General features: G+C 70.2%; 24 protein-coding genes and 2 pseudogenes. 14 read left to right on the plus strand and 12 right to left on the minus strand.

The window, feature by feature from the left end:
- Positions 1-513: 513 nt before the first annotated feature.
- Positions 514-1,050 (plus strand): hypothetical protein, encoded by a 537-nt coding sequence (locus tag SMD11_RS00090; protein WP_087924427.1) that lies wholly within the window; start codon positions 514-516, stop codon positions 1,048-1,050.
- Between the two features lie 321 nt (positions 1,051-1,371).
- On the opposite strand, the gene SMD11_RS00095 is transcribed toward SMD11_RS00090, so the two are convergent.
- On the minus strand, positions 1,372-1,782 hold the full coding sequence (locus tag SMD11_RS00095; protein WP_087924428.1) for a hypothetical protein: 411 nt from the start codon (positions 1,780-1,782) through the stop codon (positions 1,372-1,374).
- A 160-nt stretch (positions 1,783-1,942) separates the two neighbouring features.
- Positions 1,943-2,086, minus strand: coding sequence for a hypothetical protein (locus tag SMD11_RS35175; protein ID WP_159395144.1), 144 nt, complete (start codon positions 2,084-2,086; stop codon positions 1,943-1,945).
- A gap of 198 nt (positions 2,087-2,284) precedes the next feature.
- On the opposite strand from SMD11_RS35175, the gene SMD11_RS00100 reads away from it, so the two are divergent.
- On the plus strand, positions 2,285-2,476 hold the full coding sequence (locus tag SMD11_RS00100) for a hypothetical protein (RefSeq protein WP_087924429.1): 192 nt from the start codon (positions 2,285-2,287) through the stop codon (positions 2,474-2,476).
- 191 nt (positions 2,477-2,667) lie between these two features.
- Here the strand turns inward: SMD11_RS00100 and SMD11_RS35755 are convergent, their stop codons facing one another.
- Positions 2,668-3,060: a hypothetical protein gene (locus tag SMD11_RS35755; protein ID WP_199843770.1), complete on the minus strand. Its 393-nt coding sequence runs from the start codon at positions 3,058-3,060 to the stop codon at positions 2,668-2,670.
- Positions 3,061-3,369: 309 nt separating this feature from the next.
- Here SMD11_RS35755 and SMD11_RS00110 point away from each other — a divergent pair, with 309 nt between their 5' ends.
- Entirely contained in the window at positions 3,370-3,612 is a 243-nt protein-coding gene (locus SMD11_RS00110) for a hypothetical protein (protein WP_087924430.1), read from the plus strand.
- 100 nt (positions 3,613-3,712) lie between these two features.
- Here SMD11_RS00110 and SMD11_RS00115 read toward each other — a convergent pair whose 3' ends face one another.
- Complete coding sequence (locus SMD11_RS00115; RefSeq protein WP_234365811.1) at positions 3,713-5,617, minus strand: hypothetical protein; 1,905 nt, start codon at positions 5,615-5,617, stop codon at positions 3,713-3,715.
- Between the two features lie 264 nt (positions 5,618-5,881).
- On the opposite strand from SMD11_RS00115, the gene SMD11_RS00120 reads away from it, so the two are divergent.
- Positions 5,882-6,088, plus strand: coding sequence for a hypothetical protein (locus SMD11_RS00120; RefSeq protein ID WP_087924432.1), 207 nt, complete (start codon positions 5,882-5,884; stop codon positions 6,086-6,088).
- A 20-nt stretch (positions 6,089-6,108) separates the two neighbouring features.
- Here SMD11_RS00120 and SMD11_RS00125 read toward each other — a convergent pair whose 3' ends face one another.
- Complete coding sequence (locus tag SMD11_RS00125) at positions 6,109-7,014, minus strand: S41 family peptidase (protein ID WP_087924433.1); 906 nt, start codon at positions 7,012-7,014, stop codon at positions 6,109-6,111.
- 57 nt (positions 7,015-7,071) lie between these two features.
- Between SMD11_RS00125 and SMD11_RS00130 the strand changes: the two genes are divergently transcribed.
- The 4 genes from SMD11_RS00130 to SMD11_RS00145 all read left to right on the plus strand — a co-directional run bounded on the left by SMD11_RS00130 (position 7,072) and on the right by SMD11_RS00145 (position 11,388).
- Positions 7,072-7,614 carry an ArsR/SmtB family transcription factor gene (locus SMD11_RS00130; RefSeq protein ID WP_087924434.1) on the plus strand — a complete coding sequence of 181 codons (543 nt, stop codon included), beginning with the start codon at positions 7,072-7,074 and terminating at the stop codon, positions 7,612-7,614.
- A gap of 212 nt (positions 7,615-7,826) precedes the next feature.
- Positions 7,827-8,129 (plus strand): hypothetical protein, encoded by a 303-nt coding sequence (locus SMD11_RS00135; RefSeq protein ID WP_087924435.1) that lies wholly within the window; start codon positions 7,827-7,829, stop codon positions 8,127-8,129.
- 1,809 nt (positions 8,130-9,938) lie between these two features.
- Entirely contained in the window at positions 9,939-10,319 is a 381-nt protein-coding gene (locus tag SMD11_RS00140; RefSeq protein WP_087924436.1) for a peptidase inhibitor family I36 protein, read from the plus strand.
- 334 nt (positions 10,320-10,653) lie between these two features.
- Positions 10,654-11,388 (plus strand): sulfotransferase family protein, encoded by a 735-nt coding sequence (locus SMD11_RS00145; protein ID WP_087924437.1) that lies wholly within the window; start codon positions 10,654-10,656, stop codon positions 11,386-11,388.
- A gap of 127 nt (positions 11,389-11,515) precedes the next feature.
- Here the strand turns inward: SMD11_RS00145 and SMD11_RS00150 are convergent, their stop codons facing one another.
- The 3 genes from SMD11_RS00150 to SMD11_RS00160 all read right to left on the minus strand — a co-directional run bounded on the left by SMD11_RS00150 (position 11,516) and on the right by SMD11_RS00160 (position 16,988).
- Positions 11,516-12,739 carry an MFS transporter gene (locus SMD11_RS00150; RefSeq protein WP_087924438.1) on the minus strand — a complete coding sequence of 408 codons (1,224 nt, stop codon included), beginning with the start codon at positions 12,737-12,739 and terminating at the stop codon, positions 11,516-11,518.
- Between the two features lie 369 nt (positions 12,740-13,108).
- On the minus strand, positions 13,109-13,588 hold the full coding sequence (locus SMD11_RS00155) for a hypothetical protein (protein WP_087924439.1): 480 nt from the start codon (positions 13,586-13,588) through the stop codon (positions 13,109-13,111).
- Positions 13,589-13,751: 163 nt separating this feature from the next.
- Entirely contained in the window at positions 13,752-16,988 is a 3,237-nt protein-coding gene (locus tag SMD11_RS00160) for an ATP-binding protein (RefSeq protein ID WP_087924440.1), read from the minus strand.
- Positions 16,989-17,176: 188 nt separating this feature from the next.
- Between SMD11_RS00160 and SMD11_RS00165 the strand changes: the two are divergent.
- From SMD11_RS00165 to SMD11_RS00180, 4 genes and pseudogenes are all read left to right on the plus strand, one after another.
- Positions 17,177-17,494: pseudogene (locus SMD11_RS00165) on the plus strand (IS5/IS1182 family transposase); the annotation flags it as partial.
- Positions 17,495-17,615: 121 nt separating this feature from the next.
- Positions 17,616-18,260: a TIGR00645 family protein gene (locus tag SMD11_RS00170; protein ID WP_087924441.1), complete on the plus strand. Its 645-nt coding sequence runs from the start codon at positions 17,616-17,618 to the stop codon at positions 18,258-18,260.
- A gap of 546 nt (positions 18,261-18,806) precedes the next feature.
- Positions 18,807-19,283 (plus strand): hypothetical protein, encoded by a 477-nt coding sequence (locus SMD11_RS00175; protein WP_159395147.1) that lies wholly within the window; start codon positions 18,807-18,809, stop codon positions 19,281-19,283.
- A gap of 286 nt (positions 19,284-19,569) precedes the next feature.
- Positions 19,570-20,163, plus strand: a complete 594-nt coding sequence (locus SMD11_RS00180; protein WP_234365813.1) for an RDD family protein — start codon at positions 19,570-19,572, stop codon at positions 20,161-20,163.
- Between the two features lie 44 nt (positions 20,164-20,207).
- Here SMD11_RS00180 and SMD11_RS00185 read toward each other — a convergent pair whose 3' ends face one another.
- Entirely contained in the window at positions 20,208-20,510 is a 303-nt protein-coding gene (locus SMD11_RS00185; protein ID WP_087924444.1) for a YkvA family protein, read from the minus strand.
- Between the two features lie 608 nt (positions 20,511-21,118).
- On the opposite strand from SMD11_RS00185, the gene SMD11_RS00190 reads away from it, so the two are divergent.
- Complete coding sequence (locus SMD11_RS00190; protein ID WP_087924445.1) at positions 21,119-21,502, plus strand: hypothetical protein; 384 nt, start codon at positions 21,119-21,121, stop codon at positions 21,500-21,502.
- Between the two features lie 23 nt (positions 21,503-21,525).
- Here SMD11_RS00190 and SMD11_RS00195 read toward each other — a convergent pair whose 3' ends face one another.
- Positions 21,526-21,987 carry a hypothetical protein gene (locus tag SMD11_RS00195; RefSeq protein WP_087924446.1) on the minus strand — a complete coding sequence of 154 codons (462 nt, stop codon included), beginning with the start codon at positions 21,985-21,987 and terminating at the stop codon, positions 21,526-21,528.
- A 214-nt stretch (positions 21,988-22,201) separates the two neighbouring features.
- Positions 22,202-22,846, minus strand: coding sequence for a hypothetical protein (locus SMD11_RS00200; RefSeq protein ID WP_159395148.1), 645 nt, complete (start codon positions 22,844-22,846; stop codon positions 22,202-22,204).
- Positions 22,847-23,563: 717 nt separating this feature from the next.
- On the opposite strand from SMD11_RS00200, the gene SMD11_RS00205 reads away from it, so the two are divergent.
- A complete protein-coding gene (locus SMD11_RS00205; RefSeq protein WP_418952397.1) occupies positions 23,564-24,604 on the plus strand; it encodes a serine hydrolase domain-containing protein in 1,041 nt (346 codons plus the stop codon).
- Positions 24,605-24,692: 88 nt separating this feature from the next.
- On the opposite strand, the pseudogene SMD11_RS00210 reads toward SMD11_RS00205, so the two are convergent.
- Positions 24,693-24,980 (minus strand): annotated as a pseudogene (locus SMD11_RS00210) (IS5/IS1182 family transposase); the annotation flags it as partial.
- Positions 24,981-25,257 lie beyond the last annotated feature (277 nt).

Consider the following 25,257-nt stretch of genomic DNA (forward strand, 5'->3'; position numbering starts at 1 on the left):
GTGTGGCGGCGCTACCCGGGGAACCGAGGGCTCGACCAGTTGCACGGCAGCATGCCGGCCCGGGTGCCGGGCCAGGGACTGTGGCGTGGTCCTGGCGACACGGTCGGCGCCGGCTGCCTGCAAGAACCCACCTTCACGACCTGGTCCCCAGCGCATCACCGTTCCAGGGACCAGGAGGGAGGGTCCTCCTCTCCAGCACGACGGCCGCCGAGGACGCCGGCGAGGCGACCGGGGGGTGCCTCACACAGGCCGGACCGCGGCCAGGCCGCCGAGGTCCAGGCGCGGACAAGGTCCTCGGCGAACGGCAGGAGTGCGGGGAACGGCTGGTCGCTTTCGGCTTGCCTGGTCAGGTTCGCCGGCGGAACAGGCCGTGGCGCCTGACCGGTTCCCGGCCGCGGTCCTCCTCCGGCGATCGGCCGGACTCGTCCTGTCCCTCCACTCCCCGCTCCAGGATCCTGTGGCGTGCAAGGTACGCACGACACGCGCCCGTTCCGAGCGAAGGGAACAGGAACGATGAAGAAGTCTTCCCGGGTGATGACAGTGCTGGGCATCGGCGGCCTCCTGGCCGGCTGCCTCCTGACGGCCTCGTCCGCGTCGGCGGGCTCGGGCGGCACATCCGTTGTGGCCGAGCGGCACCTCACGACCTCGCAGGACGTGGTCAGACAGACCTCGGCCGGGGTGCTTCTCAGCGCCTCGGGCGGGGTGCCCACGACCGTGATCTCGGAGACGGTGCCCGCCGGTTCATGGGTGCTGTCCTCCAACGCGACGCTGGTCAGCTGGGAACCGAGCGACTACACCCGCTGCACCCTCTACGCGGGCGAGACCGCCGTCGGCGGAGCGACCAGCATGATCGGCAACGCCTCCACAGGCGCGGGCAGCGGGGTGTACGCGGCCACGATCGCTGTCCAGGGCGCCTTCTCCAGTGCGGGCCCGACGACCGTCAGCCTGCGGTGCGCACACGACACCACCCGGAACCGGGCTCCCTACGTGGATCCGGGCGCGACCCTGTGGCTCCACCGGAGCGACGGTCTGGGCCAGCCCAAGCCGTAGCCGCTCCCGGCCGGCCGTGTTCTCACCAGCCAACCCGTCCACCTCTCGATCGCGTCGGCCGCACGCGGCAGCGCCGACGGCAAACGCGCCCCGTCCGCCGTGACATGGAAGCGGATGATGCTGTACCGGGGCCACTGGCGCCCTGCCGCCCTACGCCTGGCGCCAACCCATCACCCGCTGACCCACCCGCGGCCCAGCACCACCTGACCAGACACCAGGGGCCCGCACCCCCGTCCGGGGTGCGGGCCCTCGGCAATGCCGCCCTCAGCGAGCGATCGGCGCGGCGGTCACGGCTTCCCCCTATGGGCCACCCTCACCTCGTCAGGTGGCGTTCTCCAGCTTGCTCGCGGAGCAGGTGTCCTTGATGACCTTCTTGGAGCCGTACTCCCCCAGGCAGACCTTGTAGCGGATCCACCCGCTCTCGGGAAGGTTCAGGTTGTGGTCGACCTTCCCGTCGCCTTCGGAGCCGGAGTGGTTCCACAACTCCAGCGGCAGCCCGTCGGACCGCTCCCCCGTGACGACGACCGAGTGCCCGTCAGCCTTGTTGTCCCAGATCAGCATGTGGTCGCCCTCCTTGATGAAGGACGCCGACCCGGCACACGTCGTGTAGTTGTCGCTGGTGCACCGATCGCCTATGTGCCGGCTCTCGGCCTGTGCGATGGCCGGGGGGACACCGACCGCGACAGCGGCGGTGAGCGCGGAAACCGCTAAGGCCCATCTCCTGGCGTTCATCTGATTCGCCCTCCTGCGATGTTGTTCAAGGGGCGGGTGGCATGTGGTGCGCCTCCCGCTCGTCGGTAGTCCTGGGACCTGTCCACGTGAGATCGAGACATCTCGCGACGTCTGCGCAGAGCGTGCCGTCAGCGAGATTCAGAGCGGCTTCAGCGCGGCTTCAGGGCCGGTTCCGCTCTCGCGACGCCGTCTGCGCGGCGGCCCGCAGTGCGTTCCGGTCCAGGGCCGCGTACGCCGGTACCTCCTCGTCGTGCGCGGCCTTGTCGGCTTGTTCGGCCGTCTGCCGGGACAGCGCGGAGGACATGGCCGGCGGGAAGACGCGTAGGTGGCGGAAGGGTTCGGCCAGGGCTGCGGGACGGCGAGAGCCGCTGCCGTTGCTGCCACAGTGCGGAACGAGGGCTTGCGGTGTGCCCTCACAGGCGTCCTTGGTGCGCTTCAGTACGCCCTGCGCGGACGGACGAGTGCGCCGGGCCTCGGGGCGACCCTGGCAAGGGAGGCAGAGATGGGACTGTGGAAGAAGAAGGCCAAGGACACCGGGAAAGACTCGAAGAAGGGCAAGAAGGCCAAGAAGGGTATGGGGGGCTTCGACGCCCTCTTCGGGCACGACGGGGGCGGCTCCGACGGGGGCGGCGGCTCCGACTGCGGGGGCCACTCGGGCGGTGGAGGTGACTCCGGCGGAGGCGGCTGTTCCTAGCGAAAGGTTAGAACCGCCGGTCATACCTGAACCATCGTCACGGCCCAGGACCTTGCAGCCGCCGGCCCTCTTCCGGCTGCCGTCTCACCACCATGCGGTGTGCTCCACGAAGCCGCGGGAGTGCTCCGTCACAGCCCTCGCGCCCGGGCGGGACGGCGCGGTGGAGGTTTTCCTGGTGAGGCGGGTTCCGCTCACGGCAGTGCCGACCCTGGCGTTCCGCGGCGCGCCGGCCGTCGCGGCCCGGCCCCGCCCGTGGTGTCGCCGATGCCGGCCAGCAGCAGGGTGCGCAGCACCATGGAGGGCATGGAGGCCGACGAGGAGGGCAGTCCGTCGGTGAACCGGGTGACCAGCGGGGTGTCGGTGTAGGCCGCGGTGAGCCACTCGTCCGGGTTCGCCGGACGGTCGCAGGGCCGGTAGCCGCCTTCGCCGTCGCGCAGCCACAGCCGGTCGGGCAGGAACAGGTGCCGTGGGACCGCGCGCAGCGCACGCGCGTACCCGGGCGGCAGTTGCCGGTCGAGGAGGTCGGTGACGTCGGTCAGCAGCCGGTCGATGTGAGCGGCGGGCGCGGCCGGGAAGGTCTTCACGGCGGTGGTTACTTCTTCTCCGGGGGTGGTAGGGGTGGGGGCCGGGGGGACGGGTCGGTTGGGCTGGTGCCCGGCGTCTCCGATGGGCGAGCGGTGTTTTGCCTGCGCGATGTCCACGTCTGCCTCCCCGGGTCTCCCGCCCCACGGTAGAGGGATACGGCGGGCTTTTGCGGGGCTTCCGGCCTGTCGCGGAGCCTGTATTCCGGACAGGCTGCCATCAGCCAGGCGGCAGCCTGACAGCCTGCCAGTGGAGAGCGGCCATCCCGACCGGGGCTGGGGGCTCGGCGGGTCGTCGTCGTTGTCCATGGCGTGGGGGCCGCAGTGGAGGAGGTCCGCCGGGGCGCGGGGTACGGGACGGTGGTCCTGGTGGGGGCCAGCGGGGGCGGGACGACCGTCACCGGCGTGGGCCACGCGGTGTCCGGTCTGGTCAGCCGGATCGTGTACGCCTCGGCGTGGTGCTGCGTCGGGCTGCCGAGTGTCGCCGACTACCTGGAGACCCTGGGCATCAGGGGCCGCGCGACGCCGGGCGCGGCGAGCGCCCGGCGGGAGTGAGACGCGCACGGCGTCGCCACCGGCAGTGGCCGGGCCGGAAGGCCGGCACCGACCCCGTACGGGGTCGGTGCCGTGCAGCGGCCCACCGGGCATGCCCTGGCTAGAGGGTGGCGGAGCGGTAGGCGAAGTAGAGGTCGTCGGGGTTGGGGGCGGTGATGGCGGGGCCTGAGAGGCTCACCACGGTGGGGGCCTGGTAGTAGTCGGTCCAGCTGGTGCCGTCGAAGTGGGCGTAATAGATGTTGCTGTCGCAGCCGCGGATGGCGCAGAGCAGCTGGTTGCCGCGGACGGCCAGGGCGGGTGCGTCGAGGGTTCTGCCGCGCAGGTAGGCCGGGGTGTTCCAGCGTGTGGCGTCGTTCATGGTGACGCCCACCCTGCCGCCGCTATCGCGGTAGGCCAGGTAGAGCTTGTTGTCGAGGGTGGCCAGGGCCGGCGCGTGGCCGGTGGCGAGCGCACCGAGGCCGGTCACGGCAGCAGGCGGATGCCAGGCGGTGCCGTCGCCGGAGAAGGTGATGAGCATCTGAGAGCCGCGGCTGAAGGCGTAGTGCAGTGCGTTGCTGCGGACGGTCAGGGCGGGGCCGGTGGTGCCTGCGGCTGCCACGCGTACGGGCTGGGACCAGGTGGTGCCGCCGGTGGAAGCGCTGACGTAGGCGTAGCCGTCCTTGCCGGTGTGGGCGAGGTAGAGCTTTCCGTCGAAGGAGCACAGGGCCGGGGCGTATCCCGTGGCCTGCCCCCAGGAAACCTCCGTGAAGCGTGTCCAGGAGGCGTTGTCGCGGCGGCTGATGAAGATCCGGTCGTTGAAGCCGCGCACCGCGCAGTACATCTTGGCGTCGTGCATGGCCAGGGCGGGCGCGGACGGGGTTGCGCTGCCGGGCCATGCCGGGACCGGGGGCGTCCATACGCCCTTGCCGCCGGAGAAGATGTTGATGGTGTGGCCGGGGGTGGCGCCGCCCCACTTCAGGTACAGGCGGAAGATGCCGCCGTCGCCGACGAAGTCGAGGGTGCGGGTCTTGTCCGGCCGCGTGGCCAGCAAGGTGAGGGCCGTTCGGTCGAAGACGAGGGTGTGTTCCTGGATGAAGTCGTCGTCGTTGCGCAGCCAGGCGATGAGGTCCGCGATGAGCCCTGCGATGAGGGCGCCGAGCTTGATCCATTCGGCCGTGCTCTCGAACTGGCCGGGCGGGAAGGGCTCGATGAAGGCGGCGAACTGCCACAGTTCCTCGGAGATGATGCGCAGCTTGCGGTCCATCTCGTTGTAGAAGCCGCTGGTGCTGTCGTCGGCTTCCCAGCAGGCGATGTGGCAGCCCACGGAGGTGGTGACGGCGCCGTCGAACAGGGTGCGTTCGTGGGCACGGAAGGTGTGCCAGTCGCCGGTGCTGGTGGCGCCGTACTCCCCGGTCCGCTGGGCGTGCTTGTCCCCGCCGTCGGCGCCGGAGCTCATCGCCCAGTAGATCTCGTCGCGGCCGGGTTCTCCGTTGGTGGCGTCCACACAGTGGAACTTGTCCATCAGGATCCGGGCGTGCAGGGCCCCGCTGGGCTGCTGCCCGGCCGGCGCCGAGGACGTCACCAGTGTGATCCCGTACCCGGCCGCTTCCACCGCCCGGCCGAACTCCTCACCACCCAGATTCTCCTCCCCCTCGCCGGCGCCGATGTCGACCACATTGATGTTCGGCTGTGCGGAGACGTCCTCCATCTGCGGGAGGTCCTTCACCAGGTCCGCGGTGGAATACCCCTCGGCCAGCGGACGCGCCACCAGCGTCTGGGGAAAGACCTGGGGCGCGTGGCGCACCGAGGACTCCTCTGTGAACACCCGCCCCACCTCGCGGAGTTCCTCCTCACTGAACATGTGCCCCAGCGGCGCCAGCAGCCGCGCTTCCAGGTCGGTCAGCTCCATGCCCGCATCCAGCCGGGCGGCACCTCGCAGCAGTGCCCCGAACAGCAAGGCCGAATCCCGCGGCGCCGCCGCCAGCCGCCGCCCCCGCTCCGTGGCCGCGCCTCCCTGCAACCGCACACGCAGCCGCTCTACACGCTCACTCTGTGACAAGGGCTCAGGCGCCACGACAACTCCCTAGGGACGAGACACCCCCGACCTGGAAGGGCCGAGGCACAGGCCCCGACTCTGCCAAGCCCGCCACTCCAGGCAATAGATCGTTTACGGACAGCTCTCACCTGGTCCCGTCCCCTGGCGGAGCTGCGGTCCTCCGCGGCACCGACCACTCGATTCCCCGCTCCGGTCCGGGTGTCCCGCAAAGGGCAGGGCACCGTTGTCCCGGGCATGGGTGTCCACGTGTTCGCGCACGCCGGCTCCCGGCACGACGCTCGGCAGGCGGGTGCCGGAGTGTCACGGCTGATCCCCGGGGCGCGGTGGTGGCGGGCCGCGGTGTCGTCGCCGGCGCCCAGCGCCGCGCTGATCTCCGCCCAGCCGTCGGCGGCGACGCCGGAGGAGCGGGAGGGCTTCGCCGCGGGGCCGAGAATGGCGTAGCCGACCATGAGCTGGACCGGTCAGCCTGCCAGTCGGGCGAGGGCCAGCGCGTGAGCGCGGTCGAGGGAGTCGGCAGCGGCGCAAGGGATGTCCGGCTGCACACCGGTGCCCTCCCAGTTCGTGCCGGAGACGGGGTTGACGGCGCGGCCGACGGGGACGGTGACTTCCAGGTGCGGGTGCACGGTCCAGCCGTCGCACGGATGGGCGCCGCCTCGGGTGCGCTCGCCGACGACCAGGGCACGGCCGAGCTGCTGGAGGTCGTACGCCAGCTCCTCGGCGGCAGAGAAGGTGCTGTTGCTGGACAGCACGTACAACGGCTTGCTGCCGCCGAAGCGCGCGCCGGGAACGTGCGGCAGGCTCCAGGACTGCTCGCCGCGCTCGCCGCCGCGCCAGTACATGGTGTTGAGGTGGGTGCGCTCGTCGAGGAGGTAGCCGCAGACGAAGGCGACCGTGTCCGGGTCGCCGCCCCGGTTGGCGCGAAGGTCCACGATCAGCGCCTGGGCGCGGGAGGCCAGGGTGAGCGCGGCGCTCAGCGGTTCGGCGGCCCACTCCAGCGGAAAGAGCATCGGTGCCAGCTCCACCACGGCGACCCCTCCGTCGAGCAACTGCGCCCGGGGCGCGCCGCCCAGCGAGGTGTCGAATTCCCGGCGCATGGCGTCCCGGGTGGCCGCCCCCTGCTTCGGGGGGACCGGGTCGGCGTGGTGCTTCAGTCTCAGGTGCCGGTCGCCGTTGACGGACTGGAGGTCCGCGGTGACCAGCTGGGCGAGCTCCTCGGCGTCGTCGACGTCGTAGGCGCCCTCGGCCAGGCGTCGTCGCAGCAGGCCGGCGAGCTGCTCGGCTGTCTCGGGGAAAACGTAGTGCTCGGTCAGCAGCCGGGCCGTCTCGTCGATGACAGGGGCGGGCGCAAGGTTCGTCAGGGTCGTCATGGCAGGGAGTAGAACACTGCCCTTGCGAAAGCGTCAAAGAGTTTAGACACTTTCGGTATGCGTGATCAGCCTTCCCACCTGCCACCGCCTGAGGATGTTCTGGAGATCGGGGCGCCTGAGCAGTTCGCGGCGCTCGCCCACCCGTTGCGCCAGCGGTTGCTCTTCGCCCTGGGCCACCGGCCCGCCACCATCAGGCAGCTCGCGGCGCAGCTCGACGCGAAGAAGGGCAACGTGGCCCACCACCTCAAAGTGCTCCGCGACGCCGGGCTGGTCCACGTCGCCGAGACCCGCCAGGTACGCGGCGGCACCGAGCAGTACTACCAGCGCACGGCCCGCCGCATGGTCGTCGCCGAACCCCAGGCGGCAGGCACCGCCGCGATGCTCGCCGCGGTCGCCCAGGAGCTGGACCGCTCCCCCGCCGAGACCCACCTGACACTGCGCCACCTGCGCCTCAGCCCCGCGAAGGCCAGAGAACTCGGCGAGACCCTCACCCGGCTGGTCGACGAGGCCGAGGAGCACGCGGAGGACCAGCCCGTGCACGGTGTGCTGGTGGCGCTCTACCAGCAGGCCCTGCCGCCCAGCACCACCGGTTCCGCCTAGTGGGTCTCGGGCGGCCAGGTTCATCCCCGGTAGGCCCTGGGTGTCCACGGCGATGAGGCGTGAGCGGCCGGGCCCGCAATGCTGTTCAGGGCCGGGATGTTCGGGGCGAACGGACCCTGGGATGTGGGTGCTTGAATCGCTTCATATACAGTTATCCGCTGTTATTCCGTATCCCTACGGGTCTGTGTGATCCGAGATCTGGAGTGGTAGACATGAGCCGACGTATATCCGCGCTCGCCGCCTCCGCGGCACTGGCCGGAGGCCTCCTGTTCACGGCCGTTCCTGCGCACGCCGCGACCTCCGGCGACGCCGCAGCGGTGACGGCCCGGGCCGCGATCACCTGCAACAAGACGGAGTTGCGCAAGAAGATCAAGGACCTCACCGACCTGGCCAACAAGAACAAGCGACTCGGCAACCCCGAAATCGCCAAGAAGAAGTTCGCCGAGGCCGCGGCGATGAAAAAGCAGCTCGCGGCGTGCATCAAGGCTGACAAAGACAGCAAGGGCCCCTTCTAAGCGGTTCACCAACCGATCCGGGACTGCCCTGTAGAGAGCGTCGGATCGGGACCAGCGAACGGAAGGTCCCGTCCGGCAATCCCCTTGCCGGACCGGGACCTTCGGCCGGCCTGGTACTCCGATCATCAGTCGTCGCCTTGGCCGGCCGCCGGCCCCGGTGCCGGGCGCCAGGGTGGGGCCCGGCATGAGCCGGGGGCGCCCACTGGGCAAGGTCGGCCCTGTGCGCGGCCTGCACGGCATCGACGGTTTTATCGGTAAGGGTGGCCGGCGTCCCCCCGGTCAACAGGGCCCAGGTCAGCGGAAAAGAGAGTCTCCCCTTGAGGGGGATTGGGGTGGTGGGAGATCGGGGCGGCAGACCTCACAGGCTCCGAGTCGGGCCTGGACGTCGGTGCGTGGGACGGACTCGGCGTCATGTGTGTCGTGTCCCTTCCACCGCGCGTACCGCTGTCCGTCCCGAAGCCCCTCGCAGTTCGGTGTCCGGTGGTAAACGCTCCCTCCCTTGGTGACGTACACCCTTCGGGGAAGGTTGGAACGCATCATTCGACAGGGGTCGCACTGGGAGGTTGGGAGACACATGACTTCGCAGTATTCGTCAGCCATAGCAACCATTGTCGCGCCTTTGGCTTGTCACGACCATGCTCTTCCGGGCCAGCGATCGTCGAGAAAACGACTTGGCAGGATGGTTTCTGACTACCCGATAACTGGCGGCGAGCGCAGCTCGTTGACGTGGGTCTGAAGAGCTGGAGCGAGCTTCCTCAGGACACCGTCCGTAACTCAACCGTCCCTATTCGTATTCCGCTAAAGGAAGGCGGAGTATCGGTGATCCAGCTCGAGAGCATCAGATTGATCCCCTGGTACCCGAGGGGCGGCTGCCCTGCCACACCTTCTCCCCCTCGGTCGAGCCCGGCGGCCGGCCGGTCGGCATCCCGGCGCCGTCCGAGCACGGCCCGCAGGGTGCGAACACCCACTGCCTGGTCTACCGCACCCCGTCGAGGCCGGACGCCGAGGGCTTCGGCAGCCCGCGCGTCCGGGCCGGCACGCTCGCGGACGTCAAGGCTCTGTACGACCACCCCGAGGAAGGCTGCTGGAGTCCGTCCGGCCTCTGGGCCCAGGAGCGGTCCTGGGCCCTCTGCACGGACTCGACCTGTGGGCCACCAAGGTCGCGGGCCCCGTCCCGCTCGTCGAGGCCCTACGACTGCCCTGGGCACTCCGATCCCGCGGCTCTCCTCACCGCCGGCCCGACCGCTCGTCAGCAGGCCGAAGGGCCGACGGCCTCCCTCACACCTCACAGCCGCACAGCGCGCCTCGTCCATCTGGGAGAACAGGGTGTGTGGCACACAGCGTCAGCAGCCGGGCGGCAACGGCCACATGACGGTGCCGTGCAGGGTGGGCGCGGCGTCCCAGCGGCCCGGATCCGGAGGAGGCCACGCTTCGCCTCCCTCGCGGCCCGGTCCGGGAGCTTCACCCGTTTCGAGGAACCGGCGGCCGGCTACCCGTCACGGCGGTGGGGCGTGTCCTCACGACCGGCCTGGCGTACAGCCGCCCCACCCCTCACAAGGTGGGAACCAATCCGCGGCGCGTTGGGCAGACATCAAGTGAAAGCGGAAATTCCGTCTTCGTTGATCCTGAGCCGGCCTGAAGTGCCCGAGGGTTGAGGGCTGCACCGGGAGATCATCCGGGGGCGCGATATTTCGGCGGTGTCCTTCAGATGGCAGGAAATGCCCTCCCGCGCTGACATGTCTGATGACAGGCTGCCTGAGGTCGGATTCTGGAATTTCCCGGAGTTCGTGTCGGAAAGGGGAAGGTTCTATGCGTCGTGCCATTCCGTTCGCCGTGGCGTCGGTGATCGCTCTCAGCACCGCTCTCATCGCGCCCAGCGCGGTCGCCGCCCCCGGCGGAGAGTCCTCCGCACTGGGCTATCCATGCTCGCCTGGAAATTTCTGCATCTTCTCCGACTGGAACGGCGGCGGGGAGAAGTGTGAGTGGTCCGTGAGCAAGAAGGCCAACACCGCGGACGACTGCGGGTTCATTCAAAAAGGATGGAACGTCCGTTCCGTGCGGAACAACTCCGGTCACCGCGTGCAGTACTACACGCAGACCAACTACAAGGCGCGGGTGGGCTCCACCCCGAACGGTGGGGAGGGAAACCTCCAGGGGAGCTACCAGATTCGCTCCTTCAAGCCGCAGTAACCACGGCCCGAGTACTCCGCCGAGGCCAGTAGCGCGAGAAAGGATGCCCTGCCCGGTATCCGGATGCTGCTGGTGAATCCGGGCCTGCGTGACGACGGTCTGTGCGGGCCCGTTGGGGTCGGTGCAGACCGTCGTCGTGTTCAGGGGTGGGCCAGGCGGCCGCCGGTGGCTCCGTGGCCACGCCTCGCCGTTCCCGACCTACCCGCGCCCCCCCGGCGGGCCCTTGGACCGGGTTCTGCCGGCCACCCTTTGGTGGGTTAGGTCGGGGGTTTCCGGGGGTTCGGCGCGGCCTGGTGTCGCGGCCGGCCGTGCTGATTCAGCGAGGGGGTACCTCATGCCCGGTTCCGAACAGTCCGCGGGAATACTGGCGCTGTGGAGTGCGCCGCGTTGCCGGTCCACTGCTTTCTTCCGCATGATGATCGAGCGCGGTGACTTCACCACCGTGCACGAACCCTTTGCTTATCTGACCGAATTCGGATTCTCCGAAGTGGGCGGCGTGCGGGCCACGGAGGAGCGGGGAGTACTCGACGCGCTGCGCGGTCTCGCCGGGCGCGGCCCCGTCTTCTTCAAGAACACCATGGACGAGCGCTACCCCGGGGTTCTGGCCGACGCGGGCTTCCTGGCCCGGGATGCCCGGCACGTGTTCCTGATCCGGCATCCGCGCGAGACGATCGCCTCGTATTACGCGATCGATCCCGGGGTGAAACTGCGCCGGATAGGCTTCGAGACGGAGTACGAGCTGTTCGAGGCGGTACGGCGGCAGACCGGTGAGCCGCCTCTGGTCATCGACGCCCACGACCTCATGGCCGACCCGGAAGGAATCATTCGGGCCTTCTGTCTCCGGGTGGGCATCGACTTCAGGCCCAAGGCTCTGGCGTGGCGGCCGGAGTCGCGCGGTGAGTGGCAGCCCTCGCGGGAGTGGCACCACGATGTGGACGCCAGCAGCGGCTTCCGCGCCCCGGAGAAGGACGAGTACGTGGACGTGGAAGGGCACCCGGTCCTCAGCGGTTACCTCGCGTACCACCTGCCGTACTACAACGCACTGCGCACCTGGCGCGTCCGGCTGTAGGAGCGCCGACAGCAGGTGGTTCAGCTCGACGGGTGGAAGGGGCGTCGAGGCCGACGAACAGCGCCCCGGGGAGCCGGGCCTGAGGCCTGCCCGGCGGAACGGGCGGCTGGCCCGCCGGGCGCGCGCCCTAGTCCGGTGGCTCGGCGCCGTCCCGTGCCGTCGTCTGCGCCTCAGGCGTGCTGAACCGCCGGTCGCCCGCGCCGGCCACCGTGATCGTCAATGCCGCGACGCACGCGCCCGTCAGAAAGATCATGGGGTAGTCGCCGCGCTCGGCCGGACCGGCGGCGAGGATGGGTGTCACGCCTCCGCCGACGAACATGCCGGTGGCGTACAACGCCACCGCTGTTCCCCGGGCTTCCGGTACGACCGCTGTCGCCCAGGAAGCGAGGGAGACGTTGTTGAAGATCCAGCCGCCGCCGAGCAGGACGGCCGCGATCACGACGGTGACAAGGTGAGGGCCGGTCGCGGCGATGAGCAGGGAAGCGGTGGCGAAGACGCCGCCGAACGCGATCAGGATCCAGCGGGGCACAGGGCGGCGGGAGAGGCCGTTGTACACGGGGGCCCAGGCCAGGCCCGCGAGACCGAAGACGGCTGTGATCAGGCCCGCCACAGATGCCGAACTGCCATGTCGCTGGAGCATGGAGGGCAGAAAGGTCACACAGCCGACGATGACGCAGCCCATCAGGAAGCCTACGGCGATCACCAGCAGAGCCCAGCGGGAGCGCAGTACCGTCGCGATCTGGCGTGCGGGGTTCGCGGACGGGGCGTGACCGGATTCGGGCAGCCGGAGCAGCAGGAGAAACAGCACGGCCGCGGCGGCCATGGGCAGGGCGAAGGCGAGCCGCCAGTCGGCCAGGCCCGCGAGGACGCCGCCGAGCGCGATTCCGGCGGCGGTGCCGGCGCCTCCCGCCGCGTAGAACGGTGACAGCACCTGCTTGACGGCAGCGGGGGCGACCGTATCGCCGACGTAGGTGACCACCGTGGGGTTCACACCGCCGTAACAGGCGCCCGTGACGCAGCGCGCTACCAGCAGGACTGCCGGCGAGGGGGCCATGACGGACACGGCTCCGCCGATGGCCGAGCCCACCAGCGCGGCCCGCAGGACGCACACCCGGCCGAACCGGTCCGAGAGCATTCCCCAGACGGGCTGCAGGCAGCCGTAGGCGAGGAAATAGCCGCTGGCCACGGCGACGGCCTCGGAGAGCCGGGCGTGAAAACTTGCGGCGATGGCGAAAAGCATCGGGGTGACGACGAACCTGTCAAAGGCAGACCAGAAAGCAGCCGTTACGAGCGGGAATGGCATTCGCTCACGCTCACGCCGAGACGTAACCCTCTGACCGGTTTGCGTCATTTTTTTACCGTAACCCAGTTCAACCGGGAACTCATCTCCGCCCTATGACGCCACTCCGGGCACCCTGCGGGAGGCGCCCCAGCGGCCAGGCCCTCGTGGTCCTGGACGTCACCACCGCCGGCGTGGCCGCCGCTCCTCCGGCACGCCGCCCGGCCCTTCTCCAGATGCGCGGGCGGCGTGGCGAGGGCTCGGCCAGGCCGGCCGGGCGCCGGGGCGCGAGCGCGACCCGCAGGGCGGCCCCGGCGGTCCCGCCGGCCCCCGTGCTCCCGTGCTCCCGTGCCCCCGTGCCCCCGTGCCCCCGGACACCGGGCCGGAGCCCGGCTGCTACGGCGGTGAGGCAGCCGCCAGGAGAGGCTGCCTCACCGTCCCTCAGACGACCTTGCCGTTGCTCACCCTGAATTCGCTGCCGAGCAGGTTGCAGTCCACGAGCTTCTTCTTCTTGCTCTCGTAGGTGCATGTCTTCACCCAGAGCGTGCTGTCCTCGTAGAAATTCTTGTCGCAGTAGGACCAGGTACCGGCGCCGTGGCTGTTCACGCAGATCCCCGAGCGGTATTCCTTCCCGTTTCGGTAGTTCGCCCATACCATCGCGACGGAATGCCCGTCTTCCAGTCCGTCCATGACCCAGAACTTGTCGCCCTTGGACTGGAAGGCGCCGAGCCCGCCGTTGTGTCCCATCGTGCCGGAGCCCTGCCACCACCACCCGTCGCTGGTGTAGCGGGGGTCGACTGTCGTGAACGTGGCCGAGTCCCTTTCGTAGTCGGCCGCCGCGGCCGGAGAGGCGAATGTCACTCCGAGCGCCAGGCTGAAGATTGCCGCACCGATGGCGCCGGTTACGTTGCGTACCTTCATGGACTCCCCCAGATCTTGGCCCTTCAGGGCCTTCCCGTGTTTTCTGCGCCAGGCTGCTTTCACCGCCCTGACATACGGTCATGGGTCAGGGCGGTGAAGACCGGCGATGCGAACCCGACGAGAGCGTGCCGTCAGTGGGTTTCAGAGCGGCTTCAGGGCGGCTTCAGAGGCGGTCCCGCTCGCGCAGGACAGTCAGCGCGGCGGCCCGCAGTGCGTCGTCGTCCAGGGCGGCGTACGCCGATACCGCCTCGGTGTAGGCGGCCCTGTCGGTGTGTTCGGCTGCCTGCCGGGACAGCGTGGTGGACATGGTCGGCTGGAAGACGCGCAGGTGGCGGAGGCGTCCGGCCAGGGCGACCAGCCGCGTTCCCGACCTGGTGCGGTGCGCGTCGCCGGTGCGCGGGCCGTGGTGGAGGTCGGCCATGCCGAGGGCGAGCAGCAGCGCGCCGCACAGCGGAAGGTCCGTGAGGTCCCTGTCCGGCCGGGGCGGCGCGGTGGTGCGGGGTGACAGAAGGGCCGGGAGCCTGTTCCGGAGGGTGGTGGTGAGGTCCTCGACGAGGTCGGGGCGGCCGTATCGCGCGTGTGCGGTCACGGCGGCGGCCTGGACCTCCAGGGCCCAGGGCTCCAGGTCCAGTTCGAGGTCAAGGTCGAGGTCGAGGACCGGGGCGGCGCCGGCCCGTACTCCTTCGGCGGCCCGGCGCCACAGGCGCAGCCCGGTTTCGGTGTCGCCGCGCGCGAGTGCGATCTCGGCGCGTACGCCGAGGCCGGGCGAGTGGATGTCCGGTGTGTCCTGGGGCTGGGTCAGTATCGCCTGGGCCACCCAGTGCTCGGCCTCGTCGAGGTCACCGGTGTGCAGGTGGGCGAGTGCCATGCTCCAGCGGATCCCGATCGGGTCGCCGTGGACGCCGAGCTCGTCAAGGACCTGTAGTGCCGACCGCAGGTGGTGCAGTGCTTGGTGTCCCTGCTCGGCCCGGAGGCACAGTCTGGCCGTCCGGGCGGGAGCCAGGACCTGGATCCACGGGATGCGCAGTCCTTCGAAGGCGTCGAGCATCCGCTGGGCCGCCGACAGTGCGCGGTCGGGGTCGTGGGCGTTCTCCCAGACGAGGCTGGCCGCGCAGTTGGCCGCGCCGGCGAGCAGTGGCTCGTCCCGGTCGCACAGGGTGTGCAGCACCGAGTGGTCGGGGCGCAGGAGTTCGGGTATGGCGCACAGGACGGTCGAGACGGCTCCGACGAGGGTGTGCGGCGGGGCCGGGGGCAGTTTGCGCAGGGCGGCGAGGGTGCGTGCCGCTCCGGGGGCGAATCCGAGGAACAGGCTCGTGGCGCACATGGCCGCGGCGGTCCGGGTGACCTCGGTGAGGTCGGGCCGGGGCCGGAAGTGGGAGAGCAGGGGGCCGGTGTCCTGGGCGAGCGGGACGAGGCGGGTGTAGTTGGCCTCGGTGGTCCACAGGGTCGCGAGCACGGCGGTGGTGGCCGCGACGGTGGCGCCGTCCTCCTGGGTGAGGCCGAGCCGCAGGGCCTGGACGAGGTTGTCCTGTTCGGCTCTGATCCGTTCCCAGGCGCCGAAGGGGTCGGTGCCGAAGAGCGCGTCGTGATGCCGCGTGCCGAAGTCGCGTGCCCAGGCCAGGTACTGGTGGGTGACGTGGTCGTCCTCGCCGGAGCGCGTCCGCTGGGCTGTGCAGAATTCCCGGATGGTCTCCAGCATCGCGAACCGTGCGCCGGAGGGTGTGTCCACCACTTTGAGCAGGGACTGGTCGGCCAGGTCGGTGAGTACCTCCAGGACTTCGGTGTCGTGGGAGGGGCCGTCGGGGTGTTCGCCGTCATCGAGCAGGTGCCGGGCGGCGTCCGCCGTGAAGCCGTTGGGGTAGACCGACAGGGCGCGCAGGGCTGCCTGGGCGGCCGGGTCCAGGAGGTTCCAGCTCCAGTCGACGACGGCGTGCAGGGTGCGGTGGCGGTGCGGGGCGTCGCGTGCGGTGCTCCGCAGCAGGGCGAACCGGTCCGCGAGCCGGTGGCTGATCTCCTCGGCCGTCATGACTCTTATCCGTGCCGCCGCCAGTTCCGCGGCGAGCGGCAGCCCGTCCAGGCGGCGGCACAGTTCGGTCACCGGCCCGGTGGGCAGTGCGGCGCCGGGGCGGGCGGAGCGGGCGCGCTGCCGGAACAGTTCGACGGTTGTCGGCAGGTCCAGTTCCGGCAGCGGGTACACCGATTCGGCGGAGATGCCCAAGGGAGCCCTGCTGGTGGTGAGTACCCGCAGGTCGCTGGTCCTCGATACCAGGGCCTGCACCAGGTGCGCGACGCCGCGGATCACGTGCTCGCAGTTGTCGAGGACCAGCAGCGCGGGGCCGGGTCCGAGCGCGCCCACGATGCCGGTGAGCAGGTCGGCGGGGACGGTGGACGGGAGTGTCCGGGGGCGCGGCGGTTCGCCGGCTCCGAGGGCGGAGGCGACCTCGCCGGCCACGTCCGCGTCGCTGGTGATGCCGGCGAGTCCGACCAGGTGCACCACCCGTTGCTCCGCCTCGCGGCTCACGGCGTGTGCGAGGCGGGTCTTGCCCAGTCCCCCGGGTCCGGTGATCGAGGTGACCCGGGAGGTCCGCAGCAGTTGTGTCACGGCGGCGGTGTCGGTGTCGCGGCCGAGCAGGGGGTTGGGGTCGTTGGGTACGCCGCGGCGTACCGTGGGGGCCGTTTCCCGCAGCAGTTCCTGGTGCAGGGCCCGTAGGGCGGGTCCTGGGTCGGCGCCGAGTTCTTCGCGCAGTGTGCGGCGGTAGCGGTCGTATGCGGTCAGGGCGGCGGCGGGTCCGGCGGTGGCCGCTTGGCAGCGCACCAGTTCGAGGAGCACTTCCTCGTCGCGGGGTAGCTCCCGTGCCAGGTCGGTGAGGGGTTCGGTCGCCTCGGCCCGGTGGCCGAGGCGTGCCAGGGCCAGGGCGCGGGTCCGTACGAGCGACCGGTACGCCGGGGCCCGTTCCGCGCGCAGCGCGGACACCGGGTCGCCGGGGGTGTCCTGCTCGCACCGGATGCCGTCGGTGCTCCACAGTGCCAGGCCCGCCTCGGCCTCCGTGAGGGCTTCCGTCAGGTCCCCGGCCCGTAGCCGTTCGCCGCTTGCCGCGGCGTGGAGCAGGACGGCGGAGGTGTCGACCTGCTCCTCGCCCAGCGCGAGGCGGTAGCCGGTCGTGGTGCCGGTTATCAGGTCGGCGCCGAGGAGGCCGCGGGCACGCGCGACCAACGTTTGCAGTGCCTTGGCGGGGTGCTGCGGCTTCTTGTCCGTCCAGAGGCCGTCCACCAGGGACGTCGTGCTGCGTCCCGTGCGCGGCTCGCCCGCCAGGAGGGCGAGCAGGCCGCGCAGCCTGGGTGCGGTGACTTCCTGGTCGCGGTAGGAAACCCGGCACAACAGCGTCAGTTCAATGGCCATCGAAACAGTCAAGCAGCCGTTCCGCGGGCGGCGGCGTGTTCGGCATATTGTGATCATCCGGTGCCGGTGGAGGTGTGCTGGGCCTGCGTGCCGGGCCGGCCGCCGGGGATCGGTATGGCGAGGTCGCGGTCCGCTGCGGAGCTGCCGTCCGGACCGACGCCGTCGTCCGTGGCTGCTGTCGTCCGTGGCCACGCTCGCGCCCCGATCACCTGGGCGGCGACAAAGCGTGCTCGTCCCGCCGGAATCGCCGGTACCTGCGGCGTCGGCAGATCAAGCCCACCATCCCCGAACGCAAGGACCAGCGGGCCCACCGCCGGCGCCGCGGCAGCGCGGGCGGCAGGCCCACCGGCTTCGACAAGACGATCTACAAGCGCCGCAACGAAGTCGAGCGAACGATCAACATCCTCAAGGGCTTCCGCGCGGTCGCCACCCGATTCGACAAGAGGGCGTACATCTTCCACGGCACCGTGACCGTCGCTGCCCTGCGCCTCTGGCTCCGCTCATGACCTGCCGGACAGACCGTGGTCCCCTATACGAGGGAAGTCTGCGCCGGCCGCACGTAACCGCCGACCGCTGGGGCAGTGGTGAGCTGATAGGCGACCGCCTGCCGACGAGACGGAGCAGCGATTGCGCACGCGCGGCACGTACGAGGCAGCCCCTTCTCCGGCGAACGGCTCCATACCGTCACTGGGTTACGCCCTGTTCGCCACCCGCTGGCTCCAGGCCCCCTTGTACTTCGGGCTCGTGGCTGCCCAGGCCGTCTACGTGTGGGAATTCTTCGGCGAGCTCCGCACCCTCATCCACGGTGTGGTCACTGGAGCTTCGGACGAGAACATGGTGATGCTCGGCGTCCTGAAACTGGTCGACGTCGTCATGATCGCCAACCTGCTGATCATGGTGATCATCGGTGGTTACGAGACCTTCGTCTCCCGTATCGGACTCCAGGGCCACAAGGACCAGCCGGAATGGCTCTCGCACGTCAACTCGAACGTGCTCAAGGTCAAACTCGCCATGGCGATCGTGGGCATCTCGTCCATCCACCTGCTACAGATGTTCGTCAACATCCACCACACCTCCCGCCAGGAACTACTGTGGGGGACGATCATCCACATGGCTTTCATCGCCTCCGCCTGCCTCCTCGCCTACATGGCAGGCCCCATGGAAGCCAAGGCGACCCTGCTGGAACAGCAAAGCCACACCATCCCCCCGCAGCGCCCCCACAACCCCGCTGACAGCCCCGCACCCCCAGCTGCCAGCGAGCGCCCCGAATAGCACCAGCAACCGCATGCCGCACCGACCCGTCGGACACCCCCCTAGCCGAACTTGACGAAGGTCGGGAACGGAGCCGCGTAGTCGGCCGATTGCCGGGAGCCAAGGAACCTGCTGGTGGAGGTGCAGCTGCTGTTCGTGTACAGCCTGGCGTCGGTGTCGGTGTCCTTGAGGACGTGCTCCGCCCCGCCGGGGATGGGGCATCAGCCGGGCCCACCGGTCCGCCGCCTCGGGGTGCGCGGCGGTCGCAGCGAGAAAGGCAACCGGGCGGGGCGGCAGATCGCTACGGCCCGCAGCCTGACCACCCGCCCCTCGGACCTGTGCGGTCACAGCGCTAGCACTCGGGATCGTGCTCCGCCATCCCCTGTGTTGGGCATTGGCACGGCGCCGGTTGACCGGCGCGACGCTGAGCCGTTCAAGCGTCCTTTGGAGGCAGCGATGAACAGACGCGGCACCGGTTGGCGTGCCCGGCGCTTATCCAGATGGTTCGTGCCGGCCCTGGCACCGGCGACGGCCCTGGCGGTTTCGGCTCCCGCGCATGCCGGCACGGTGGTGCACACGAATGGCTTCGAGGGCCGCCAGCTCGACTTCTGGGACCGCCAGACGGGCGGCGACGGCAACACCGGATTCGAGCTCGGCCTCGGAACCGCCAACAGCGGACAGAACAACGGCTGGCTCTACGCCAGCCAGGGCTGGGCACGCGAAGGCACATGGGCGGCGATCAACGGCACGTCGGCGAACTCCGTCTGCTCCGCCCGGGTCCACGCCAGGCCCTTCCAGGACCTGGAGTTCGCCCTGCGGATCTGGGACGCCCGCGGCAACAAGCTGGCCGATGCCACGACCTGGCTCACGGCCAACGGCCGGTACCAAGCCGTCTCGACCGCCACGTGGTCCCCGTGGGGATACACGAACGTGTTCGCCGAAGCCGTCATCGGCTCGTACGGGGCGGCCAAGACGGTGCGCGTGGACGACCTGACGGTGCAGTGCGGCACCGACAGCTCGCCGCAGCGGGCGAGCCGGCACTGACCCTCTTCCGTTCAGTGCCCGGGCAGTGTGCTGCTGAATTGATCCCCCAAGAAGTGAGCACGGTTTCCGGAGTCCCGGTCCGGTCCGTTCCCGGGGCTCCGCTTTCGTGCGCGCGGCGCGCTCAGCGGTGCTCAGTGGTGCCGGATTCCGGTGCGGATACGAGCCAGCAGCCGTACGCACAAGGGGAGTTGGCCGAGCGGAGATGTCCGGTACGGCACGGCGGCTCCCGGGGCTCCTGCTGTTATTGTGACCGGTCGATTCAGTTCGCGGGTCAATGGGGGAAACTGTGCCGAAGTCGCGGCGTGTCATAGCCTGGTTCATCGATTTCGCTCTGGTGGTCGCGGCAGCGGCGCTGCTCGCGGTGTTCACCTTCCAGCGGATCTCCGGTCTCCTCACCGACGTGCCCGAGCTGGCCGCCGGGGGCAGCTGGCAGTTCCTGACGTCCCAGGGTGACGTGACCGTAGCCGCGCAGGGGCTCGGGGAGTCGCTGTGGAGAAAGGCCGTGGGCTATGTCCAGCAGGCTTTTGTGCTGCTGGCGGTCGTCACGTTCCTGTACCAGTGGGCCTGTCTCTCCTTCGCCGGACGGACTCTCGGGAAGGCGCTGACGGGGCTGCGCGTCACGCCCCGTACCCCGCGCCGCGCGGCACTGCGGGCCGCTGTCACCACGTCAGCCGACGTGGCCCTGTACGCCGTGGCCTGCTGCCTGCTCGTGGAGGGGCTGTTCTTCCTGTCCGTCGTGTGCTGGGCCGCGGCCGTGGCCCTCTTCCTGCTCAACGCCCTTCCGGTGGTCACCCCCTCTCGCCGCTCCCTGGCCGACCGTGTGGCCGGCACGTCCGTCGCGGGAGTGACCCTGCCCCGGCTGGCGCGCCCCAGCTGGTGACGAGGTGATCGGGTGTGCCGCGGCTTTTGCCGGTTCGGGCAGCCTCACCGCGGTGGCGTGGACCCGCTCGTCACCGCGGCACGACGGGCGGCGCCCCGGAGTGAGCGCAGGGCCAGGAGCAGGACGCCGATGTCGTCCAGGTAGACAGGGTCGGGGATGAGGTCGACCGGGGAGACGAGGTAGAGCAGGGCTCCCCAGAAGACCAGCTTGTTCGTCTCGGGCACGCCCACCTGGCGCAGCAGCCGCCGGGCCCGGACGAGCCGGACCGCCACGAGTACGGCGGCCGCGGCGGCCGCCACCAGCAAAAGGGTCGCGCCGCAGATCAGGGCCCAGGATCCGATGCTCATACCGAACCGTGTACCCCTTGCCGTCTCCCTACCGCTCACTCTTGTGGGCCGTCCGCCTCATCGTCCACCGGTGACACCGGCGTCCCGGCTCCTCGGGGCCGTGGCCGTGCCGCCGGTGACGGCTTGGCCGATGCCGCGGTCGCGAGGGGGCGAGCCTGCCGTGCATGCCTGCCCCCGGGCGGGGGCGCAGCAGGGCCGGCTGGTGGTCGGGGGCGAGGAGGGGCGGCGGTGGGCTGGCCGGGTGGCTGCTGTTCGCGCTTCGGCTCGGTGGGTCGGGCGTCGGTGTCGTCCGGGACGGCGGCTATCCGGAGGGTACGGGTGAGTAAGCCCCTGTTTCGGTCAGAACGTGGCCTGCCAGCCTGGCGGCCGCGGTTTCGTCATGATCGTGATGACTCCGGATGATCCCGGCTTCGCACCGGTCGGTCGCCGTCCGTGCGTACAACGCCGTAGCCGACGCCGGGTGGCCTGCCGGTCCGCCGGGGTTCGTGCGCAAACCGTGCGGATGAGTACCGACGAAGGCGTACAACCTTTCATCGTCCATTTAGGTTCCCACCGCACCTATCGCCCGGACATCATGCGTGGGTCCACCAAACGGAGAGGAATACACCATGAACATAGCCAGACCGGTAGCAATCACGGCCGCGGCGGCTCTGCTCGGCGGCGGGCTTCTGCTCGCTCCCTCCGCCACGGCCACGCCCGCCACCGGCACCCAGGCCGCTCCGACCGCCGAGCTCCTGAGCTGTTCGCACTCGTGGTCCAACAAGGACGCGGACAAGGAGAAGGTCACGAAAAGCGGCGTGCGGTACCGCGTCGGCCCGCATACGAGCTGTGCCGCCCTCGGGCAGATCGACAAGGGGGCCACCGTCTACTTCCACTGTTACACCCGCACCCAGGACGACGGGACCTGGTCGCACGTGAGGATCAAGGGCACCGACCGCCAGGGATGGGTGAAGGACACCCTGATCGACGGCGGCAGCCAGAAGCTGTGCTGACGGCGGCCCGCTAGAGGGGCGGTTCAGGGGCACCGGGGCAGGCCGGGGACGGGGCTGTCGTTGTCTCCGCCGCTGAGATAGACGACGGAGACCCAGACGCGGCGGTGACCGCTGTCGTCGTCGGTCAGCCCCCAGTAGTGGTTGTAGTAGCGGCCGTCGGAGTAGTAGCCGCCCCAGATCTGGCAGAAGAAGTAGTTGGTGCCGGCGTTGAGGCGCCCGACGGGCCGGCCGGTACAGGAGTCGGTCTGGTCGGTGGTCGTGCACTCGTAGGACGGAGCGGTCTTCCACACCCGGCAGTTGTACTTGCCCCCGCCGGCGCCGGAGCAGCCGGCCAGAGCCGCGCCCCGGGCCTCGGCCGCCCCGGCGGACACCCCCGCCGCGGCGGCCGTACGGTGTGCCACGGACGCCGTCGCCGTGGCGGGCACGGCCGGGCCCAGTGCTCCGAGCAGGGCGAGGACGACGACGGGGATTCCTCTCGTCTTCATGTCACTGATCTCCCTTCCCTCTTCGCGCTGACGTGGTGCCCGTGCTCCAGGAGCCGGCCGCGCCGCCGCGCCTTGCGGTCCGGGCATGCGGCCGAAGCGCCGGCCCCGCGGGCGGCCGGGGGCCGACCGGGCAGGGCGCGTCCCCGGCACGGTCAGCGGGTGACCGGGGCAAAGGGCGACCAGGGCGGCCCGGTCGCCCTCGCCGCCTCGGGGCTCAGCCGTCGAGGAGGTTGGTGATCAGCTTGCGCAGCCGCCCCTCGGCGACCGGAAGGACACCGTGTACGAGCTGCGCGCCGTAGACGACGGCGGTCCCGGCGGGCGGGGCGCTGGTCCAGCGGGTGCGGGGGACGGCGCCGAGCCACGCGTTGTGCGTGCCGCCGTCGTCCGGGATGTCGCGCGCGAAGCGCGTGCCGGGGGCGAACGCGCTGCCCGGGCCTGCGGCGCGGTCGGTCCACAGGGCGTCGGAAGAGCACGTGTCGACGAAGAACTCGCCGCCGCGTGCGGCCTCCTGGAGGTGGAAGGCCACCCGGGCGACGCGCTGGGGCCGCGCGCCGGGGTCGGGCACGCCGTGGAGATGCGGATCGATCCGGTCCCCCGGTGCCAGGTCGTGGTAGTTCCAGGGGGTGCAGGCGGCCACGGACGGGAAGACCCGGCGGATGCCCGGAAGGGCCCGTCGGAAACCGGCTTCCAGGATCTCCTGGGCGGTGTCCGGTGGTACGAGGGCGGCGCTGGGCCGCTCGGGGACCCAGCCGGTCGCTTCGAGGTGCTCGTCCAGCACCTTGATCAGCGAGTGCCTCTCGTCGGGGGTGAGGAACCCTTCGACGGTGTGGACGGCCAGGGTCTCGGTCATGTGAATCACGCGGTATCTCACACCTCTCACGTCGCGGTAGTCGGTGTGCGGCGTCCCCGTCAGGCGCATTCCAGCGAACAACGACCGCGTTGACAAGCGCCGGATCGCGCCCGGTGGAAGCGCGGGGGTGCGCACGCGGGCGCATTCGGTGGGGCGCGGATACTGCATGCCGCGGTTCCGCGGTACTGGGGCGAGGTGCGGCTCGGCAGCGTTGCGGTCTCTCGGGCGGCCTGTGCGGGGTGGGCCTGGTGGCAGGTGCCGGCGGCGATGACGGTGAAGTCCGGTCGGTCTCGCTCCCGGATCAGGAGCCTCTCGGCGTGCGCCGTCGTCCGACGCCGCCGAGGCATCTGACACATCGACCCCACGGTTCGAAGGCGTGGGTGGGAATTCACGAGGAGGCCCCGGGCTCTCCCACCCGGCGCCTCGTGCTGAGCCGCCCCTGGACGGCTAGGGCGTGTCCGGTGAGTCGTGAATCGATATGGGGTCCTCATGTGGTGCCGGTTGCGGGCGGGCGGTCTCTCAGGGGTGAACCAGGGGTTCGGTCAGGGGGATTACTGATAGGCAACGGTGGCCGCGCACAGCAGAGTTGATCTTGTTTCCAAGGTCCGTCGATGATGTTCTGGAGGAACCTCCGTGCGTAAACGCCTCGCGCTCACCGCCCTTGCCTTGGCCACCGCCGTCACCGCCGGGGTGGCGGTACCCGCAACCGCCGCGGGTCCAGACCCTGTGCGACAGGGACTGGAGACACTGGTGCACTCCGACGGCGCGCCAGGCGCGCTGGCGAGCGTGCGGGATGGTGCCGGGCGCGTCCGCTCCTATACCGAGGGGGAAGGGGACCGTGACACGCACGCGAAGGTGCCCCGGGACGGCCAGGTGCGGATCGGTAGCGTGAGCAAGACGTTCACTGCGGTGGTCGTGCTGCAACTGGTCGGCGAAGGCAAGATCGGCCTGGACGACAAGGTGGAAAAGCACCTGCCGGGGCTCGTGCGCGGGAAGGGGATCGACGGACACCAGATCACGGTGCGTCAGCTCCTTCAGCACACCAGCGGACTTCCCGACTACGAAGAGGACGTCACCAGCGACATCCTGGAACGCCGCTACGTCTCACCCCGCACCGCCCTGGACATCGCCCTCCGGCACGAAGCCGCCTTCACACCGGGAGCGAAGGGGAAGTGGAGATACAGCAGCACGAACTACCTGCTGGCCGGGCTGATCGTGGAGAAGGTCACCGGACGGCCCTTCGCCGAGGAGGTCACCAGGCGCGTCATCCAGCGCGTCGGGCTGCGCCATACGTATTTCCCCGCCCCCGGTGAGACGACCATCCGGGAGCGCCACCCCCAGGGCTACCGCCAGGACCAGCCCGGCGCTGTACGCGATGTCACCGAGATCGACCCCTCCGCGTCCTGGGCGGCAGGCGCGATGGTCTCCACCAACTCCGACCTGAACGCCTTCTTTTCCGCGCTGCTGGGCGGCCGTCTCCTCGACAAGCCCCAGCTCGACGCGATGCGCACCACCGTGCGGATGAGGGAGAACGACCCGGACCACAACGCCGGGCTGGGAATCATCACGATGCCGCTGCCGTGCAACGACGACCAAGGCCGCAAGCGCGTCGCCTGGGCCCACAGCGGCACCATCCCCGGCTACGGGACTTGGACCGCGGCCACCGACGACGGCCGCGCCGCGAGCGTCACGATGACCCTGGAGATCACGACCAACGAAGCCGTGGAACACCTCCAGAAGACCGTGGCATCGGCCCTGTGCCGCTGAACCACCGCTGCCCACTCTCGCGGACGTACGCTTCTCCGCGGCCTCCCCGTCGCACCGAGTCCCGTTTCATGAACGGCTGAACCGCAGGTTACCGACGTAGCCGGAGGCGGAGGGAAGCGACCGTCACGGTGCCGTGGAAAACGTAAGCCCGCTTATCGAAGCGTGTCGCCACAGCCCGGTTCGTTTTCAGCTTACTGATCAGTCGCTCTACTTCATTCCGGCGCTTGCAGACCGACTTGTCGAACCCGGTGGGCCGACCGCCCTCGCTTCCACGGCGTCGTCGGTCGGCCCGCTGATTCTCCGGCTCCGGGACAGTGTGCTTGATCTGCCGACGCCGCAGACAGCGGGGTTTGCGGCGGGAGCTGTACGCCTTGTCGGACACGCCCTAAGGCGCGGTGGAACCGGTTCATGGCTGGGCCTTCCCTGTGGAAGTGCGTCACCGCGGCGGGCGCCTGATCCCGGGCGGTCGGGGCGTCACCCGCGCCAGAGATCCGGAAGGTGTCTGTCCGTATGGTGATCGGGCGAACGTCCGGCAGCCGGCGCACTGATGCGTGGTGTGTCACACCCTCACCCGTACGCTCCCCATACGCCCTCCGCACGCTGTTGCTCTGCCGGCAGTCGTGCACGTCCTCTTCGCCCGGGCCTCTGCCGGT

This window comes from Streptomyces albireticuli (assembly GCF_002192455.1).
Taxonomy (GTDB): Bacteria; Actinomycetota; Actinomycetes; order Streptomycetales; family Streptomycetaceae; genus Streptomyces; species Streptomyces albireticuli_B.

What these genes read in the sequence shown, in the direction of transcription:
- SMD11_RS00145 (WP_087924437.1), top strand. Translation starts at nt 10,654, where the DNA reads ATGCCCGGTTCCGAACAGTCCGCGGGAATACTGGCGCTGTGGAGTGCG.
- SMD11_RS00160 (WP_087924440.1), bottom strand. Translation starts at nt 16,988, where the DNA reads ATGGCCATTGAACTGACGCTGTTGTGCCGGGTTTCCTACCGCGACCAG.
- SMD11_RS00125 (WP_087924433.1), bottom strand. Translation starts at nt 7,014, where the DNA reads ATGACGACCCTGACGAACCTTGCGCCCGCCCCTGTCATCGACGAGACG.
- SMD11_RS00185 (WP_087924444.1), bottom strand. Translation starts at nt 20,510, where the DNA reads ATGAGCATCGGATCCTGGGCCCTGATCTGCGGCGCGACCCTTTTGCTG.
- SMD11_RS00135 (WP_087924435.1), top strand. Translation starts at nt 7,827, where the DNA reads ATGAGCCGACGTATATCCGCGCTCGCCGCCTCCGCGGCACTGGCCGGA.
- SMD11_RS35175 (WP_159395144.1), bottom strand. Translation starts at nt 2,086, where the DNA reads ATGTCCTCCGCGCTGTCCCGGCAGACGGCCGAACAAGCCGACAAGGCC.
- SMD11_RS00100 (WP_087924429.1), top strand. Translation starts at nt 2,285, where the DNA reads ATGGGACTGTGGAAGAAGAAGGCCAAGGACACCGGGAAAGACTCGAAG.
- SMD11_RS00120 (WP_087924432.1), top strand. Translation starts at nt 5,882, where the DNA reads ATGGGTGTCCACGTGTTCGCGCACGCCGGCTCCCGGCACGACGCTCGG.
- SMD11_RS00095 (WP_087924428.1), bottom strand. Translation starts at nt 1,782, where the DNA reads ATGAACGCCAGGAGATGGGCCTTAGCGGTTTCCGCGCTCACCGCCGCT.
- SMD11_RS00190 (WP_087924445.1), top strand. Translation starts at nt 21,119, where the DNA reads ATGAACATAGCCAGACCGGTAGCAATCACGGCCGCGGCGGCTCTGCTC.
- SMD11_RS00090 (WP_087924427.1), top strand. Translation starts at nt 514, where the DNA reads ATGAAGAAGTCTTCCCGGGTGATGACAGTGCTGGGCATCGGCGGCCTC.
- SMD11_RS00130 (WP_087924434.1), top strand. Translation starts at nt 7,072, where the DNA reads ATGCGTGATCAGCCTTCCCACCTGCCACCGCCTGAGGATGTTCTGGAG.
- SMD11_RS00150 (WP_087924438.1), bottom strand. Translation starts at nt 12,739, where the DNA reads ATGACGCAAACCGGTCAGAGGGTTACGTCTCGGCGTGAGCGTGAGCGA.
- SMD11_RS00155 (WP_087924439.1), bottom strand. Translation starts at nt 13,588, where the DNA reads ATGAAGGTACGCAACGTAACCGGCGCCATCGGTGCGGCAATCTTCAGC.
- SMD11_RS00195 (WP_087924446.1), bottom strand. Translation starts at nt 21,987, where the DNA reads ATGAAGACGAGAGGAATCCCCGTCGTCGTCCTCGCCCTGCTCGGAGCA.
- SMD11_RS00140 (WP_087924436.1), top strand. Translation starts at nt 9,939, where the DNA reads ATGCGTCGTGCCATTCCGTTCGCCGTGGCGTCGGTGATCGCTCTCAGC.